Below are 16,864 nucleotides of genomic sequence, written 5' to 3'. Positions count from 1 at the left end.
GTTTCGCCGCAATCACCGCCTGCATCGCCCGCGCCTTGTCCATCAACTCCATCGCCCGGTCGAGACTGGCGCGATACCCCGGTGCTTGCGGTTCCGCCTCCGGCTCCTCTCCCAACATCCGGGAGATATCGCCAAACTCCGGTCGGGGACCGGCGTTGACCCGCGCGCCCTCGCGGTAGATGGCCAGCGAGTCCGCCCCTTCGACCACGCCTGCCAAGCGCGCGTGCATGAAGGCGCGCAGCACGTCGTTCATCCTTGGGCCATGCCCCTTGCCCATGGCGCGAAAGAATTTCAGCACATCGGCCTCCACCTCGAACGTCACCTTCTGTTTGGTCTGGCGCGGGGTGGTCTGCGCGATCTCCGCCCAGTCAGAGGGGATGCGGCCCCGCCGGTGGATGGCATTGTGGAAATCCCATTCAAGGCGGCTCATCACATCCATCAGATAGGTGTAATGGCTGCGCTGGCGCGGTGTCATGCGGGTCAGGTCTGTCATCATTTCCTCCGGCTTCATCGGCGCAGACTCGGGCAGAAATGTTAAGTTTGGATTGGGCGGGCGTTCTGGTGGCTTTCCGGGGTGTTTCTGTAGGGTTTCTGGGGTCTTAACCCCGCGTTAACCAAGGAGTGGCAAAACAGTGGGATGAAAGCCCTGATCCTGATCCTTGCACTGACCGCTTGCGGCGCGCAACCGACGCCGCAGATGTGGGGGGGCGTGCGCACCGATGTCACGCGCGCCGGGAGAAATTACACAATTTTTCAGAAGGATAGGCAGGTGGAGGTGATCCGCCTCGGTTGGGCTTCTCGTGGCGAGCATCAGGCCATTCGCGCCGATATGATCGCGCTGGTGCAGGAGGTGACAGGCTGCCGTTTGGTCGAAAGTACCCTGCAAGGCGACAGCGGCGAGATGCGGGGCCGAGTTTCCTGTCCGCGCAAATAGGCCACATGCATCCCCCTGCCAGCCGTGCTATGCTGCGCCGCAGAAACGGGGGAATCATATGGCCCATATCATCACCATCGCGCAGCAAAAGGGCGGGGCGGGCAAGACCACGCTCGCGGTCAATCTCGCCATTGCCTTTGCGCGGCAGAATATGCGGGTCGCGATTCTTGATACCGATCCCCAAGGCTCGCTCGGGCGTTGGTTCATGACCCGGCGGGATGCGCTTGGCGATCCGGGGCTGGAGTTTGCGACCGCTTCGGCATGGGGCGTTGGCTATGAATGTGAAAAGCTGGGCAAAACCAATGACATCGTGATCATTGACACACCACCGAAGGTGGATAGCGATCTGAAACCGGCGCTGCGCGAGGCGGATCTGGTTCTGGTGCCGGTCAGTTCGTCGCTGGTCGACCTTTGGGCGACGGATGGCGTTCTCGATCTGGCGGAGCGGGTGGGAAAGCGCTGTGTGATCGTGCTGAACCGCGTGAAATCCGGCACGCGGCTTGCGGATGAGGTCGCCGCCGCTGCCGCCGGCGTTTCTGCCGATGTTGCCAAGGCGAGCCTTGGTCAACGTGTTGTTTATGCTGAAACTCTGGGCCAGGGTCGTGCCGTGCCAGAAGCCGGAAAGTCCGCAGCCTCGGCGGAAGTGCTGGACCTTGTGGCCGAAGTTATCGCGCTGCTGCAGGAAAAGGAATAAGACCGCTCGGAAGCGGCCTTTTCGGTCACAGCAGTTGCATCAACGCCGACGATCCCGCCGCGCCGACATCGGCTGGAATGCGACGCCGACATGCGCTTCGCAGTATGGTTTGCCAGCAGTGGAGGGCAGGCCACAGAACCAGAACTCTTCGGTCGCGGGGTCGCCGATCGGCCATTTGCAGGTGCGCTCCGTCAGCTCCATCAGGCTGATTTTCTTGGCATGTTTCTCCACTTCGCGCACCGAGGCGAGGGCCTCCGGGCTGATCTCATTCGCGGATGGCTGCGGTGGCAGCGGCTGACCTGCGGGCACAATGGATTTGCGGAGCGGCAAGGGTGTGACGTTGTTGACGACCTGTGCGACCGTCGGATTGATCGGCGCAGAGGGGCGCGGAGGGGGCGCGGGTTTCGGTTCCGGCGCGGCAGCCTCCACCGGACGCGGTGCGGTCGCTTCCGCAGGTGCGGGCGCGGTTTTTGCCTCCGGCTCATCCTTGTCGGCACCGGCAGTGGCACGGTTGGACAGACCCAACCGATGGACCTTGCCAATCACCGCATTGCGCGTGACCCCGCCCAATTCCTTGGCGATCTGGCTGGCGCTTTGGCCATCGGCCCACATTTTCTTCAGCGTTTCAACACGCTCTTCTGTCCAGGACATGCCTATCTCCGGTGTTGGGGGCGGACACCATCGGAGCCACCCACGCCAATTTAGCTGTGACGGCCACAGTTACAATCCTAAAGCCCCGGATACAAGGCCCGCCTCATGGCAACTGACGGCAAAGCGCACCACTCCTGCGGAAATCCTGCTTTACAAACGCCCGGCTTGGCCCTACCAAAAAGTCCATGATCAGCAAGGCCATCCCCCATCTGCTGCCCCGACGCCGACGCTGAACCAAGCGTTTCCGGCTGATCCGCCTTGCCATTCCCGCGCCCTTCCTTCGACATTCGCGTTGACTCGGCCTCCGTGCTTTGGCACGGCTAGGCTTCCCGTAAAAGGCCCACAAAGGATAGTGAAATGATCCCATCCGTGCTCCCTACCTACAATCGCGCGCCTCTGGCCTTTGAACGGGGTGAGGGGTCGTGGCTGACGACGACCGACGGCAGCCGATACCTCGATCTGGGGGCAGGCATTGCGGTGAATGCACTGGGGCACGCGCATCCGGACCTTGTTGCCGTCCTGACTGAACAGGCGGGCAAGCTCTGGCATGTGTCAAACCTTTACCAGATCCCGGAGCAGCAGAAACTCGCGGATCTGCTGGTCGAAAACACCTTCGCCGATACGGTTTTCGTGACCAATTCGGGAACCGAGGCGGCGGAACTCGCCATCAAGATGGCGCGGAAATACTGGTACGACAAAGGCCAGCCAGACCGGATAGAAATCCTGACGTTCGACGGCGCGTTCCATGGCCGCTCTACCGGAGCCATTGCGGCGGCGGGGTCCGAGAAAATGGTCAAAGGTTATGGTCCCTTGATGCCGGGTTTCAAAACCCTTCCCTTCGGCGACCATGAAGCGCTGCGCGCGGCAGTGACCGAAAAAACCGCCGCCGTCATGGTGGAGCCGATCCAGGGCGAAGGCGGTATCCGCGCATTGCCCGATGCCTGTCTGAAAGGCATGAGGGATCTGTGCGATCAAACCGGCGCGCTGCTGATACTGGATGAGGTGCAATGCGGTGTCGGGCGCTCGGGCAAACTCTTTGCGCATGAATGGGCGGGCATCACTCCCGACATAATGATGGTTGCCAAAGGCATTGGCGGCGGCTTTCCTCTGGGCGCCGTTCTGGCCACGGAAAACGCCGCTTCCGGTATGATTGCGGGCAGCCATGGCTCCACTTATGGCGGCAACCCCCTGGGCTGCGCGGTCGGCGCAAAAGTCCTGGAAATCATCGCGGACCCCGCCTTCATGGCAGAGGTCAACCGCAAAGCCGCATTGTTTCGCCAAGGCCTTGAAAGCCTCGTTGCCAGCCACCCCGATATCTATGAAGCGGTGCGCGGCGAAGGCTTGATGCTCGGCCTCAAATGCGCAGCGGTAAACAGCGATGTGGTCAAGGCGAATTACGCGCAGAATCTGCTGACTGTGCCTGCCGCCGACAATGTGATCCGCCTGCTCCCCGCGCTCAATATTCCGGATGCAGATATTGCCGAAGCCCTGAGCCGACTGGACAAGGCCGCAACCTCGCTCGCAGCGACCTGATCTCTTGCCAATCTTCTCTGCGAAAATATCCCGGGGGGTCCGGGGGGCTGGCCCCCCGGCGCGATCCCAGAAAGCACCACGATGACTGATTTTCTTGACATTCACACCACTTCCGCCGCCGACCTGCGCGCGATGATCGACTCCGCCCGCGCGATGAAAACCGCTCGCAAGGGCCGCCCCAAAGGCACCGCGGATGATGACCTGCCACTGGCGGGCCATATGGTCGCGTTGATCTTCGAGAAGCCCTCAACCCGTACCCGCGTGTCCTTCGATGTCGGCGTGCGCCAAATGGGCGGGCAGACCATGGTTCTGTCGGGCAAGGAAATGCAACTGGGCCATGGAGAGACCATCGCCGATACCGCGCGCGTGCTCAGCCGCTATGTCGATCTCATCATGATCCGCACGTTTGAGGAACAAACCCTGCTGGAAATGGCCGAACATGCCACCGTTCCGGTGATCAACGGCCTGACCAACCGCACCCATCCCTGTCAGATCATGGCCGATGTAATGACTTATGAGGAACATCGCGGCGCCATCAAAGGCAAGAAAGTCGTCTGGTGCGGCGATGGCAACAATGTCGCTGCCAGCTTTCTGCATGCCGCCGGTCAGTTCGGCTTTGACTTCACCTTCACCGGCCCGCAAACCCTTGATCCGGAGGCTGAGTGGATCGGTTTCGCCCGCGAAAACGGCGTGCGCGTGACGGTGGAGCGTGACCCGGCAAAAGCGGTGCTGGATGCTGATCTTGTGGTCACCGACACCTGGGTTTCGATGCACGACCCCGAATCCGCCAAGGAGCGGCGCCATAACCAGCTTCGCGGCTATCAGGTGAATGAGGCGTTGATGGCCCATGCCAAGCCGGATGCACTGTTCATGCATTGCCTGCCCGCGCACCGCAATGACGAGGTAACCAGCGCCGTGATGGACGGCCCGCATTCGGTGGTGTTCGATGAGGCCGAAAACCGTCTGCATGCCCAAAAGGCCATCATGCGCTGGTGCCTCGGCGTCTGATTTTGTCGCTCCTGCGCTGGTTCGACAGGCTGGTTCGACCGTCGGAGGTGCGCGCATGAAGCGCCTCGCTCACGTCCCGCGCGGCTTGGCGCGCAAGGTCGGGTCCGCGTCGCGCGGGTCTTCCGGCCAGGGATGGCGCGGGTAGCGCCCGCGCATGTCCTTGCGCACATCGGCGTAGGAATTGGTCCAGAACCCCGGCAGGTCCATCGTGACCTGCACCGGTTTGCCGCCGGGTGACAGCAGCGTGATGCGCAGCGGCAGCGCGTTCGGGCCGACGGTCGGATGCCGCGTGACGCCGAACATTTCCTGCAAGCGGAGCTCTATCCCCGGTGCCTCGCCATCGTAATCAATCGGGATGCGGCGGCCCAACGGCGTTTCAAAATGCGATGGCGTCAATCGGTCGAGAAGCTGGAGCGCGTCCCAGCCCAGATGTGCGCGCAAAGGCTCCGTCAGGTCAAGTTTGCGCAACTGTGCCTCGGTTTTCAGCCCGGTCAGATAGGGGAGCAACCAATCCGGGCTTGCCAGAAGCGCCTGATCCGACAGGTCCGGCAAGGTGCTGCCCTCTCCCCGGCACAGGTCAACGCGCGCCCGCAGACGCGCCGCCGCAGGGGTCCATGGCAACCCGAGAAGGCGCAAACCGTCAAACCCGGCGCGCGCCATTGCTTCCGCCGGGGCATCGGGCCAAAGCCGGTCATCCAGCACCAGCGCACCCAAGCACTCCTGCTGTCGCGCGATGATCCTGCCATCACGGCGCGACCATTCGCAAAGATCACCCCAAGCGATCTCATCCGCGAAAAGTGCGCGCAATTCGGCTTCGGTCAGGGCGGCGGCCTGCCTGATCCGCGCCTCGCGGATGTCTCCGTCAAGATCGGTGGCAACGATCAGGCGGTGACCGGCAAGCGGTGTGCCTGCGTCCATCAAGGCTCCCTTGCCGCCCGACAGGATAAAGCGCGGCGCGTCGCCTTTGCGGCGCAAACCGATGCGGTCGGGATAGGCAAGGGCGGCGAGTTGGCCGGGGGTGAGGGGGCTGTTTTTGTCGCTGCGCTTCAGCCGCTTGGCTTCGGTTTTGATGCGTTCAATCACTCCGCGATCTACGCTGAACGGATGGTTTTCCTCAAATCCGCGCGGGTTGGCGATCGCAGCCAATCGCAACGCCAGATCGGGCGGTGCCGCGCGCAGCGGGTCACGTTCGGCCAAAAGGGCCGCAAGTGTTGCCGCATCGGGGCCCGCGCCAGCGGTTTGCACCATATGACCAAGCCGCGGGTGCAGTGGCAAGGCGGCCAGCGCGCGGCCATGGTCGGTGATGCGACCCTGTTTCAACGCGCCGAGCGAGGTGAGCAGGGCCTGCGCTTCGGCCATCATACCCGGATTGGGGGGCGTCAGAAACGCCAAGCCTTCGGCGCTGCCCCAAAGGGCGAGTTCCAGCGCCAGGGGAGTGAGATCAGTGGCTTCGATCTCGGCGGGCGGGAAGGGTGCCAGACCGCCTTCTTCGCCTTTGGTCCAGAGCCGGTAGCAGGTGCCGGGCGCAACACGGCCCGCCCGACCCCGGCGCTGTTCGGCCTCGGCTTTTGTCACCCGTTCGGTGACAAGACGGGACATGCCGGAATTGGGATCAAACCGCGCGCGGCGTGCCCGGCCGGCATCGACGACCACCCGAACATCCGGCAGCGTCAGCGAGGTTTCGGCGATGGCGGTTGCCAGCACGATCTTGCGTCCCGTTTCTTGCGGCGCAAGGGCGGCGCGCTGGTCGGCGAAGGGCATATTGCCGAACAGGGGGCGGACGATGCAGCCATCGGGTAAACGCCCCTTCAGTGCCGCTTCGGTGCGGCGGATTTCGCCTTCGCCGGGCAGAAACGCCAGCAACCCGCCTTCGGGGCAGTCCTCCAGCGCCCGAAGGATCAACGCAGCAGCCTCGGTTTCCAGCCGCGCGCGCGGCGGCAGGGGGCGCGACAGCCAACGGGTTTCCACCGGAAAGGCGCGGCCATCGGAGGTAATCAGTGGCGCGTCCCCCATCAAGGCCGCAACCGGCGCGGCGTCGAGCGTGGCCGACATCACCAGCAGCAGCAAATCCTCACGCAGCGCCCCGCGGATTTCCAGCGCCAGTGCCAGGCCCAGATCGGCATTCAGGCTGCGCTCGTGGAATTCGTCAAAGATCAGCGCGCCGATGCCGTCCAGCCCTGGATCTGACTGAATCATTCGGGTCAGGATGCCTTCGGTTACCACCTCGATCCGGGTCGCGCGGCTGACCTTCGCCTCCCCCCGCACCCGGTAGCCGACAGTTTGGCCGACGGTTTCACCAAGCGTTTCGGCCATCCGTTCCGCCGATGAACGCGCGGCAAGGCGGCGAGGTTCCAGCATCAGGATGCGACCCTTGCACAGCCCTGCGTCCAACATCGCCAAAGGAACGCGGGTGGTTTTGCCCGCGCCGGGTGGGGCTTGCAACACCGCCTGACCATGGGCGCGCAAAGCGTCCAGCAGGCGGGGCAATGCCTCGTCAATAGGGAGGGGATCGGTTGGTTTCACCGCACCGTTATCGGCGTTTCAGCGCCGCGTTGCCATAGATGGATTGCATCACCACTTCCGTTACCTGCATCCGGCCATCGCCCAGCGGGACATACCGTACCGTAAAGGGAAACTTCGTGCGCTCGGCCATTTCCTCCGGTTTGAACCCGTCGACCCGGCGATACTGGCCTGAACAAATCACACCATCGCCCTTTTTCTTTGGGTTCGACACGGCGATGGTGCTGACATAGCGCCCGTCATACATTTTCAGGCTGACCTTGCATTCCTGCCCGGCATCGACATCGCGCAAGATCGCGTAGAGTGCTGTCAACGTGTCCACCGTACCACCTTGGCTCGCCGGGTTCACATCCTTGTCACGCCCCTCACGCGGCGGGGTGTACTGCACCGCACTGGGCACGCCGCGGGAATAGCTCATCTTGCTTTGCGACTTGCGTTTGCCGTTGTCCGACGTTTCGGTATAGCTGGCGGGCGTGTATTTGCTGCCCGAGACCGCGCCGCGCGCCTCCGCGGTATAGCTGATCTTGCGAAACAGCGCCGCCAGCCCCGCACTTTTCACAACGCCCGAAACCGCATAGCGGTTGCCATCCTGCACCCCGGAAAAGGAGAGCGTGGCCGCGCTTATCCCCTTGATGACGAAATCAAAGCTGGCCTGTTCTTCTACCCGTTGGGCAGATGCGGGCGCGGGCAAGGCGGTGGCAAGTGCCAAGGCCAAAGCGGTGGAGACCAAAGCGTTGGTATGGTTTGTGCAGGTCATCATCCTGGGGTCATCCTTTCGGGTCATGGCCGGGCATTTCGGCAAAAATTGCCTTTCCCTCTGGCATATAGGGTCGAAGCCGGGCAAAAAACCCCTAACCTTGCGGGGAAAGATGACAAATCAGTCACCTTCCCCGATTAAAGCAGGTTCTTGCCGGAGCAGCACCAATGGATGTTTCAGATATTGCACAAAAAGTAGCGGCAGGTGATCGGCGGGCTTTGGCGCGGGCAATCACTCTGGTTGAATCGCAGCGGGGCGATCATCGGGCGCAGGCGCTGGAACTGGCAGAGCGGTTGCGCGGTTTGGGCCGGCAGGCTTTGCGCATTGGGCTGTCGGGAACGCCGGGGGTGGGGAAATCGACCTTTATCGAGAGTTTCGGCTTGATGCTGGTCGTCCAAGGTTTGCGCGTGGCGGTGTTGGCGGTGGACCCAAGCTCGGCGCGGACCGGTGGGTCGATCCTTGGTGACAAGACCCGGATGGAGCGGTTGAGCCGGGAGCCTTTGGCCTTCATCCGCCCTTCACCCAGCCAGACCCATCTCGGTGGCGTCGCGCGCCGCACACGTGAGGCGGTGGCATTGTGCGAGGCCGCAGGCTTTGACGTGGTGCTGATTGAAACCGTGGGGGTGGGACAATCCGAAACCGTGGTGGCGGAGCTGTCGGACCTGTTCATCCTGCTGCTCGCACCAGCGGGTGGGGATGAGTTGCAAGGGGTCAAACGCGGCATCATGGAAATGGCGGATATCATTCTGGTCAACAAGGCCGATGGTGATTTCAAAGCGGCGGCGATGCGCACCCGTGCCGATTACGCCGGTGCCGTGCGCCTGTTGCGTCGCCGCCCGCAAGACCCGGACGGTTTCCCCAAGGCGCTGACGGTTTCGGCGGCGGAGGGGCTGGGTCTGGCGAAAGCATGGGCCGAAATGCAAACGCTGGTCGAATGGCGGCGCGCGCATGGTCATTGGGACAGCCGCCGCGCCAGTCAGGCCCGCCATTGGTTTGAGGAGGAGGTGCGGCAAGGTTTGCTTGTCGCCCTGACCGCAGACCCGGCGACCCGTGCCGCGATGCGTCAGGCGGGGGATGCCGTGGCGCAGGGCCAGACCACCCCGGACCGCGCTGCCGCCGATCTTCTCGCCCGGATTGCGAAACGCTGAAGCGTTGCGCGCGGCGGGTTGGCAGCGTTCGCCGGGATCAAACCGCCTTAACCCCTGTTCACTAATCCTGCCCGCAGTCTTGGCGGACGGTTGATGCCCGCCTTGCCACAAGCGCAAAAACGTGAGGGTTTGAACGATGAACAAGGTGATTACCGACGGGTTGGTGCTGATGCCGCCCCCGTTTTCCGCAGGGCTCAATCTGTGGTCGCGTGAAGATGGCACGCCCGGTTCGGGCAGTTACGCAAGCCAGCCCAATGCGGCCTTCGTTCCTGCCGATCAGGATTTCGGCGGTTGTCTGGAATTGCAAAAGACCGCCACCACGCAAAAATTGCGCGCCTATGCGGAAACGCCGATGCTGCCGGGAATGTATCTACGCGTCACGGCGCGGGTGAAGGCGGTCTCTGGCAATCTGCCATCGGTGCGGATTGCCGGTTGGGCCGGTGCGTCGAACAATTCCAACGTAGCGGGCGTGCCGCAGACCGGGCCGGCCGTTGCGCTGACCACTTATGGTACGGTTGTCACGGTGTCGGCGATCATCGCGGTCAGCAACCGCTCCGGCGTTGACATGCCATGGGGGACGGTGCCGGTTTACGGCCATTTCGGGCTTGACCTGACCGGATCGAACGGCGGTGTTGTTCGCATTGATGATCTCGTTATCGAAGACATCACCGAAGCCTTCCTGCGCGATCTGCTGCCGTGGGTCGATGTGCGTGATTTCGGGGCCAAGGGTGACGGGGTGACGAATGACGCCCCGGCCTTTGTGGCGGCGGATGCCTATGCTTTGGCAAACGATGTCTCTGTTCTGGTGTCGAAGGGCACCTATCTGCTGAACGGTCATGTCACTTTCAGTTCCCGTGTCGATTTTGAGGGCAAGGTGGTGATGCCTGCACAATATCGGCTCGCCTGTACCCGGAATTATGATCTGACCACCTATGAAGCCGCCTTCGACGATGAGGAGGAAGGCTTTCGTCGTGGCCTTCAGGTCTTGTTCTATTTCACCGATCACGTCGTCTTTGATCTGAGCGGGCGTCGCGTGCTGCTGAAATCCCCGGTCGATGTTGCCGCGGTCAGCGGGCTGGATACATTGGTGCAGCGTCGCGTGCTGTGCAACGGCATGATCGAGGCAGGAGATTCCATCAACTGGGCCTCCACCACCTCCACCTCGGTCGCGACCTACACGCCCGGCGGCAATGCGCTGCTGCTGACCAATGTGGCGAATGTCGCCAATATTCCGGTGGGCGCGCGGGTTTCGGGAACCGGCGTCGGGCGGGAGATTTACGTTTGGTCAAAGAATGTCGGTGCCGGCACGATAACGCTCAGCCGTCCACTTTGGGGCGCTGCGGGAACGCGCACCTTCACCTTCACCCGCTACAAATACCTGCTGGATTTCAGCGGTTTCGCGAAACTCGGCCGGTTCGAGATCACCGATATGGAGTTTCAGTGCAACGGGCGGTCAAGTGCGGTGATGTTGCCGCCGGCCGGGACCGGTTTCCGCTTTGCCGATTGCATGTTCAACAAGCCGAAGGATCGCGGCATCACCTCGATCGGGGAGGGCTGTCAGGGCATGTTCGTCGATCAGTCGCAATTCCTGTCGAATGAACAGCCGATGCGCGTGCAGGACCGCACGACCATCGCGCTGAACGTCAACGCCAATGACGCCAAGATCCGCGACAACCGCATCATCCGTTTTGCCCATTTCGCGATCATGGGCGGGTCGGGCAACATGTTCATCGGGAACCATTTTTTCCAGGGCGATGATGAAAGTGCCGGGGTGCGGCGGGCTGGTGTCGTCTTTACTTCGACCAATGTGAAATCGCTGTTCACTGGCAATTATATCGACAATTGCTTCATCGAATGGGGCAATGAACATGACCCGGAGCCGGAGTATAATTCGGAATATTCCTTTGGCGGGCTGACACTGACCGGCAATATCTTCACCTGCAACGATACCTCGGCGGCGCACAGCTTTTTCGTGATGACCCCGTATGGCCCCGGCCATTTCATCAACGGATTCACGATGAATGACAACGTGTTCCGCACCGTGAACACCAATATCGACCGGGTGGACAAGGTGGATACCACCCATGCAACGCTGGATTTCAGCCGTTTCCGCAATGTGGTGATCGAATCCAACGCCTTCAACGGCGTCAACCAGATCACGCAAAGCCCGGTCACGATCCAGCATGATCAGAACACGGCGGCGGATACCTGGGTGGTTGATACCGGGGGCTTTCTGCCCTTCGGCGCACGGGCGCGGAACCTGTCGGCGCTGACGATGGAAAACGCGATCCGCACGGCGGCGAATGTAATCGACTACTCTATGCCCTATGGGGAGACCGAAAAAGGGCCGGGCGGGCGACAGATCAACCTGCGCTGGCCGCGCGCCTTGAAGGGGCGGGTGCAGGCGACCATCCGCTGCGACAACCCGAACTGAACCGCAATTCCTGAAATGCCAAAGGCGGGCTTCGGCTCGCCTTTGGTTTGCCGTTGCGCGGCATCGCGTCTGCTTGACAGGCTCCGTCGGTCAAGGCTTTGGTTGAGAAGAACAACCATCAGGCAGATCATGGCACAGCACAACCCGGCGGCGCGCGCCCCGGAATTCCTTCCGAAACTCATCACGGTCTTGCGCGAAGGCTACGGTCTGGCCGATTTGCGCGCCGACGCGCTGGCGGGGATGACCGTCGCAATCGTCGCCTTGCCGCTGTCGATGGCGATTGCGATTGCCAGCGGTGTCGGGCCGGAGCGTGGACTTTACACCGCGATCATCGGCGGGATGCTCGTCTCCATGCTTGGCGGGTCGCGGTTTCAGATCGGTGGGCCTGCGGGGGCATTCATCGTGCTGGTTTCGGCCTGCGTTACCACCACGGGGGTTGACGGGCTGATCCTCGCAACCTTGCTGTCGGGGGCGATGCTGATCGCGGCGGGCCTGCTGCGGATCGGCAGCTACATCCGCTTCATCCCCTATCCGGTCACGGTGGGCTTCACCGCTGGAATTGCAGTTGTCATCCTCTCCAGCCAGTTGCGCGATTTCATGGGGTTGCATCTGGAGGCGTCCGAACCCGGCGAGTTGCTGGAAAAACTCCCCGCACTTTGGGCCGCACGCGCCAGCTTTTCGGTTGCTGCCTTCGGCGTGGCGCTGGCAACCTTGGCCTTTATCGTGGCGTTGAAACGCCTGCGCCCGCATTGGCCGGGCATGTTGTTGGCCGTCGTGATTGCTTCTGCGCTGGTGGCCCTCCTCCATCTTCCAGTTGAAACCATCGGCAGCCGTTTTGGCGCGCTTCCACGCAGCCTGCCGATGCCCGGCCTTCCCGCGATGACACCCGATGCGCTGCGGCAGGCTTTGCCCTGGGCGGCGAGCTTTGCCTTGCTGGGTGCGATTGAATCGCTGCTCTCGGCACTGGTTGCCGATGGAATGACCGGGCGGCAGCACCGGTCCAACGCCGAACTTGTGGCGCAGGGCGTGGCGAATATTGGCGCTTCGCTGTTCGGCGGCTTTTGCGTGACCGGCACGATTGCCCGCACTGCAACCAATGTGCGCGCAGGCTCTCGCGGGCCGGTGTCGGGTATCCTGCACGCGCTGTTCGTTCTGGGTTTCATGCTGCTGGCCGCACCTTTGGCCGCCTATATTCCGCTGGCCGCACTGGCGGCGGTACTGGTCATGGTGGCCTGGAACATGGCGGAGAAGGAGGAGCTTTGGCTGCTGGTCCGCTCCGGTCGCGCCGATGCGATGGTGGTGCTTGTCACTGTCGCACTGGTGATTTTCCGCGATCTGATCACCGGGATCGTGGTGGGCGTTGCCTTGGGTGGTGCCGTGTTCATCAGGCGTATGTCGGACGCGGCCACAATCGCCCCTTATGAACCCAAAGGCCGCTATGATCCGGCAGAGGCGGGCAGTTCCGGTCTGGTCGTCTGTCACCTGCGCGGCCCGTATTTCTTTGGTGCTGCGGCGCGGCTTGGCTCCGTTCTGGAACAGATTGCCGATACACCCAAAGGCTTTGCGGTCGATTTCACCGATGTCCCGTTCATCGACAGTTCCGGCGCGCGGGCGCTGGGCCTGCTTGCGCGCAAAACCGCGCGGCGTGGCGGACAACTTTTTTTCACCGCCGTAAAACCGGAGGTGCAGCAGGCATTGCAGCACCACGGATTGCAGCCGCCGCTTGTCACCTACCTGCCGGATATCGTGGCGGTTGAGCGGATTTTGGCGGCGAACAATCATGCCGAATCACCCGAATCGGAATGATCTGCGAACCGTTCAAGCATTCGGCAGTTGACCCGGCGTTCCTTTTGCGGGAACGTCACGTCATGGCGTCGGTATTGGTCTTGCCACGGCTGACCGGTTCGGGAGTTCACTGCTTTGTGAACGGCTATCAGTTTGAAAAACAATGCCAAAAAAATGCCACAATTTGCCGAATTTACAAAAATATCGGATAAACCGTAAAGTAATTTACAAAATAATCATTTGTTCAAAAAGAGTTACACGATAATTGACCGTTCGTGTATAGTGCCGTCACGCGGTCAAGGGGGCGGCTGCAGTGTTGCGGCACCACACCTCCATCAACAGCATCGGCCCGCAACGAGGAGGAAGTCATGTCGCAACCAGTTCAGGCCGGTCCGGTCTATGCCCCGTCGAAAGATTTTGTCGCCAAGGCGCATGTTGACGCGGCGGGCTATGCAAAGATGTATCAGGCATCGGTTGCCGATCCGGTGGCGTTTTGGGGTGAACAGGGCAAGCGCCTTGACTGGATCAAGCCCTATACCAAGGTGAAGTACAGCAATTTCAAGCTGGGCGAAGTGGCGATCAGGTGGTTCGAGGATGGCACGCTGAACGTCTCGGCCAATTGCATTGACCGGCATTTGCCCAAACGCGCCAATCAGACCGCGATCATATGGGAGCCGGACCACCCCGACACCCCGGCGCTGCACATTACCTATGCCCAGCTTCTGGAAAACACCTGCCGCATGGCAAATGTGCTGAAGGCGCAAGGGGTGACCAAAGGCGACCGTGTGGTGATCTATCTGCCGATGATCCCCGAGGCGGCCTATGCCATGCTTGCCTGTGCGCGGATCGGTGCGATCCATTCCATCGTTTTCGCAGGCTTTTCGCCCGATGCGCTTGGCAACCGGATCAATGATTCCGAGGCGAAATGCGTCATTACTGCCGACTTTGCGCCGCGTGGTGGTCGCAAGACCGCGTTGAAGGCCAATACCGATGCGGCGCTGTTGCATTGCGATGATCGGGTGAAATGCCTTGTGGTCAAGCATACCGGCGACCAGACCACCTGGGTCGCGGGCCGCGATGTCGACGTGAAGGCCGAAATGGCCAAGGCGGCAACCACCTGCGCGCCGGAGGAGGTGAACGCAGAAGACCCGCTGTTCATCCTTTACACCTCCGGCTCTACCGGCAAGCCGAAAGGCGTTGTCCACAGTTCCGGCGGCTATCTGCTTTACGCCGCGATGACGCATGAGATGGTGTTCGACTACCATGATGGCGACGTGTTCTGGTGTACCGCAGATGTCGGTTGGGTCACCGGCCACAGCTATATCATCTATGGTCCGCTGGCGAATGGCGCGACGACGATCATGTTCGAAGGTGTGCCGACCTTCCCCGACGCGGGCCGTTTCTGGGAGGTTTGCGCCAAGCACAAGGTCAACCAGTTCTACACCGCCCCCACCGCCATTCGCGCGCTGATGGGGCAGGGGCCGGAATGGGTGGACAAGTACGATCTGTCCAGCCTCAAGGTGCTGGGATCGGTGGGGGAGCCGATCAACCCCGAGGCGTGGAATTGGTACAACACCCATGTCGGCAAGGGCAAATGCCCCATCGTCGATACCTGGTGGCAGACCGAAACCGGCGGCCATATGATCACGCCTTTGCCCGGTGCCATTGCCGCAAAGCCGGGTTCGGCGACCAAGCCGTTCTTCGGTGTCAATCCGGTCATTCTCGACCCGGCCAACGCGCAGTTGCAATCTGAAACCGTCGCCGAAGGGGTGCTGTGCATCACCGATAGCTGGCCGGGGCAGATGCGCACGCTTTGGGGGGATCAGGCCCGGTTTGAGGAGGCGTATTTCAGCCAGTACCCTGGCTACTACTTCTCGGGCGATGGGTGTCGGCGCGATGCTGACGGCGATTACTGGATCACCGGGCGCGTCGATGATGTGATCAACGTCTCCGGTCACCGCATGGGCACTGCCGAAGTGGAAAGCGCGCTGGTTGCACATGCGCAGGTGGCCGAAGCCGCCGTTGTCGGCTACCCGCATGCGATCAAGGGTCAGGGCATTTACGCCTATGTCACCTTGATGAATGATGTAACGCCCTCGGATGATCTGAAAAAGGAACTGGTGAAATGGGTGCGGCAGGAAATCGGCCCCATTGCCTCACCCGATCTGATCCAATGGTCCCCCGGTCTGCCAAAAACCCGTTCCGGCAAGATCATGCGCCGCATCCTGCGCAAGATCGCCGAGAATGACTTTGGCGCGCTGGGTGATATTTCGACGCTGGCCGACCCGTCGGTTGTCGAAGAGCTGATCGCCAACCGCATGAACCGGGGTAAGGCATGACAGCCAAAAACACCCCGACCGTATTGATCCTGCTTGGCCCGCCGGGGGCCGGCAAAGGCACACAGGCCCGCTTGCTGGAAGAAGAATTCGGCCTTGTGCAGCTTTCCACCGGCGATCTGCTGCGCTCTGCGGTGGCTGCCGGAACTGAGGCTGGCAAGCAGGCGAAAGCGGTAATGGAGGCGGGCGCGCTGGTGTCTGACGACATCGTTCTGGCGGTGCTGCATGACCGCATGGAAGACCCCGATACCGCCAAAGGTGTCATTCTTGATGGCTTTCCCCGCACTGCGGGTCAAGCCGAGGCGCTGGACCAACTGCTCAGCCGCAGCAACCAGCGTGTGAATTCGGTCATCTCGATGGAAGTCGAAGATGGTCCGATGATCGCCCGCGTTGCCGGGCGTTATACCTGCGCCACTTGTGGCGAAGGCTATCACGACCAGTTCAAACAACCTGCAAAAGCAGGGGTTTGCGACAAATGCGGCGGGACGGAATTCAAGCGTCGCGCCGACGATAATGCCAAAACGGCGGGGGCGCGGTTGACCGCGTATCACGCCCAGACGGCACCACTGATCGCCTATTACGAGGGTCGGGGGGTTCTGGAACGGATTGACGCGATGGCTGACATCGCAACCGTTTCGCGCGCCATGTCCGACGCCGTGAAACGGGTGATGGCAACGTGAGGGACTGCCACGTCCCGTTCCGGGGGTGGCAGAGGGACTTAAACAGGGAGTTTATACAATGGCGGACAAATCATCGTCCAACGCCTATTGGGCAGCGAACATCCGGATCATCAGCATCTGTCTGGTAATCTGGTTCGTCGTCTCATTCGGCTTTGGCATCCTTTTGCGTCCGATGCTTTCGGGCATCGCGATCGGGGGCACTGACCTCGGGTTCTGGTTCGCACAGCAGGGGTCCATTCTGGTCTTCCTCGTGCTGATTTTCTTCTATGCTTGGAAGATGGGTAAGATCGACGCCGAATTTGGCGTGGACGAATAAGGAAAACAGGAAACATGGATCAGTTTACCCTCAACCTCCTCGTCGTAGGCGCAAGTTTCGTGCTCTAC

General features: G+C 61.6%; 14 protein-coding genes. 10 read left to right on the top strand and 4 right to left on the bottom strand.

Features of this window, described 5'->3' with window-relative positions; all coding sequences use genetic code 11:
- Window positions 1-493 (bottom strand): BrnA antitoxin family protein (locus tag L0H65_RS03675; RefSeq protein WP_301457479.1); only part of this gene is annotated, 493 nt, incomplete at its 3' end.
- A gap of 144 nt (window positions 494-637) precedes the next feature.
- Between L0H65_RS03675 and L0H65_RS03670 the strand changes: the two genes are divergently transcribed.
- Both L0H65_RS03670 and parA read left to right on the top strand, forming a co-directional pair.
- The gene (locus L0H65_RS03670; RefSeq protein WP_301457478.1) at window positions 638-934 is read left to right on the top strand and encodes a hypothetical protein; all 297 of its coding nucleotides are present in this window, start codon (window positions 638-640) and stop codon (window positions 932-934) included.
- Window positions 935-992: 58 nt separating this feature from the next.
- Window positions 993-1,628: a ParA family partition ATPase gene (gene parA, locus L0H65_RS03665; RefSeq protein WP_301457477.1), complete on the top strand. Its 636-nt coding sequence runs from the start codon at window positions 993-995 to the stop codon at window positions 1,626-1,628.
- Between the two features lie 39 nt (window positions 1,629-1,667).
- On the opposite strand, the gene L0H65_RS03660 is transcribed toward parA, so the two are convergent.
- The gene (locus L0H65_RS03660) at window positions 1,668-2,279 is read right to left on the bottom strand and encodes a GcrA family cell cycle regulator (RefSeq protein WP_301457476.1); all 612 of its coding nucleotides are present in this window, start codon (window positions 2,277-2,279) and stop codon (window positions 1,668-1,670) included.
- Window positions 2,280-2,636: 357 nt separating this feature from the next.
- Between L0H65_RS03660 and L0H65_RS03655 the strand changes: the two genes are divergently transcribed.
- Both L0H65_RS03655 and argF read left to right on the top strand, forming a co-directional pair.
- The gene (locus L0H65_RS03655; RefSeq protein ID WP_301457475.1) at window positions 2,637-3,812 is read left to right on the top strand and encodes an aspartate aminotransferase family protein; all 1,176 of its coding nucleotides are present in this window, start codon (window positions 2,637-2,639) and stop codon (window positions 3,810-3,812) included.
- 81 nt (window positions 3,813-3,893) lie between these two features.
- Window positions 3,894-4,820 carry an ornithine carbamoyltransferase gene (argF, locus tag L0H65_RS03650; protein WP_301457474.1) on the top strand — a complete coding sequence of 309 codons (927 nt, stop codon included), beginning with the start codon at window positions 3,894-3,896 and terminating at the stop codon, window positions 4,818-4,820.
- A 69-nt stretch (window positions 4,821-4,889) separates the two neighbouring features.
- On the opposite strand, the gene hrpB is transcribed toward argF, so the two are convergent.
- Both hrpB and L0H65_RS03640 read right to left on the bottom strand, forming a co-directional pair.
- Complete coding sequence (gene hrpB / locus L0H65_RS03645) at window positions 4,890-7,343, bottom strand: ATP-dependent helicase HrpB (protein ID WP_301457473.1); 2,454 nt, start codon at window positions 7,341-7,343, stop codon at window positions 4,890-4,892.
- Between the two features lie 7 nt (window positions 7,344-7,350).
- Complete coding sequence (locus L0H65_RS03640) at window positions 7,351-8,100, bottom strand: DUF3108 domain-containing protein (protein ID WP_301457472.1); 750 nt, start codon at window positions 8,098-8,100, stop codon at window positions 7,351-7,353.
- Window positions 8,101-8,264: 164 nt separating this feature from the next.
- Between L0H65_RS03640 and meaB the strand changes: the two genes are divergently transcribed.
- From meaB to L0H65_RS03610, 6 genes are all read left to right on the top strand, one after another.
- Window positions 8,265-9,245 carry a methylmalonyl Co-A mutase-associated GTPase MeaB gene (meaB, locus tag L0H65_RS03635; RefSeq protein WP_301457471.1) on the top strand — a complete coding sequence of 327 codons (981 nt, stop codon included), beginning with the start codon at window positions 8,265-8,267 and terminating at the stop codon, window positions 9,243-9,245.
- 136 nt (window positions 9,246-9,381) lie between these two features.
- Window positions 9,382-11,679 (top strand): glycosyl hydrolase family 28-related protein, encoded by a 2,298-nt coding sequence (locus L0H65_RS03630; protein ID WP_301457470.1) that lies wholly within the window; start codon window positions 9,382-9,384, stop codon window positions 11,677-11,679.
- 129 nt (window positions 11,680-11,808) lie between these two features.
- Window positions 11,809-13,485, top strand: a complete 1,677-nt coding sequence (locus L0H65_RS03625) for a SulP family inorganic anion transporter (protein ID WP_301457469.1) — start codon at window positions 11,809-11,811, stop codon at window positions 13,483-13,485.
- Between the two features lie 347 nt (window positions 13,486-13,832).
- Window positions 13,833-15,803 (top strand): acetate--CoA ligase, encoded by a 1,971-nt coding sequence (acs, locus tag L0H65_RS03620; RefSeq protein ID WP_301457468.1) that lies wholly within the window; start codon window positions 13,833-13,835, stop codon window positions 15,801-15,803.
- Window positions 15,800-16,480 (top strand): adenylate kinase, encoded by a 681-nt coding sequence (locus L0H65_RS03615; RefSeq protein WP_301457467.1) that lies wholly within the window; start codon window positions 15,800-15,802, stop codon window positions 16,478-16,480. The genes acs and L0H65_RS03615 overlap by 4 nt, the downstream gene beginning before the upstream one ends.
- A 58-nt stretch (window positions 16,481-16,538) precedes the next feature.
- On the top strand, window positions 16,539-16,796 hold the full coding sequence (locus L0H65_RS03610; protein ID WP_301457466.1) for a DUF4212 domain-containing protein: 258 nt from the start codon (window positions 16,539-16,541) through the stop codon (window positions 16,794-16,796).
- Window positions 16,797-16,864 lie beyond the last annotated feature (68 nt).

The organism is Pseudorhodobacter sp. (genome assembly GCF_030452865.1).
Classification (GTDB): Bacteria; Pseudomonadota; Alphaproteobacteria; order Rhodobacterales; family Rhodobacteraceae; genus Pseudorhodobacter.
The sequence above is the reverse complement of the archived record's forward strand: the minus strand, read 5'-3'. Positions and strand labels throughout refer to the sequence as shown.

Bases quoted from the DNA above. Each gene is read 5' to 3' on its own strand.
- L0H65_RS03610 (WP_301457466.1), top strand. From the start codon at position 16,539: ATGGCGGACAAATCATCGTCCAACGCCTATTGGGCAGCGAACATCCGG.
- L0H65_RS03615 (WP_301457467.1), top strand. From the start codon at position 15,800: ATGACAGCCAAAAACACCCCGACCGTATTGATCCTGCTTGGCCCGCCG.
- L0H65_RS03630 (WP_301457470.1), top strand. From the start codon at position 9,382: ATGAACAAGGTGATTACCGACGGGTTGGTGCTGATGCCGCCCCCGTTT.
- L0H65_RS03640 (WP_301457472.1), bottom strand. From the start codon at position 8,100: ATGATGACCTGCACAAACCATACCAACGCTTTGGTCTCCACCGCTTTG.
- meaB (WP_301457471.1), top strand. From the start codon at position 8,265: ATGGATGTTTCAGATATTGCACAAAAAGTAGCGGCAGGTGATCGGCGG.
- argF (WP_301457474.1), top strand. From the start codon at position 3,894: ATGACTGATTTTCTTGACATTCACACCACTTCCGCCGCCGACCTGCGC.
- acs (WP_301457468.1), top strand. From the start codon at position 13,833: ATGTCGCAACCAGTTCAGGCCGGTCCGGTCTATGCCCCGTCGAAAGAT.
- L0H65_RS03655 (WP_301457475.1), top strand. From the start codon at position 2,637: ATGATCCCATCCGTGCTCCCTACCTACAATCGCGCGCCTCTGGCCTTT.
- parA (WP_301457477.1), top strand. From the start codon at position 993: ATGGCCCATATCATCACCATCGCGCAGCAAAAGGGCGGGGCGGGCAAG.
- L0H65_RS03670 (WP_301457478.1), top strand. From the start codon at position 638: ATGAAAGCCCTGATCCTGATCCTTGCACTGACCGCTTGCGGCGCGCAA.
- L0H65_RS03625 (WP_301457469.1), top strand. From the start codon at position 11,809: ATGGCACAGCACAACCCGGCGGCGCGCGCCCCGGAATTCCTTCCGAAA.
- L0H65_RS03660 (WP_301457476.1), bottom strand. From the start codon at position 2,279: ATGTCCTGGACAGAAGAGCGTGTTGAAACGCTGAAGAAAATGTGGGCC.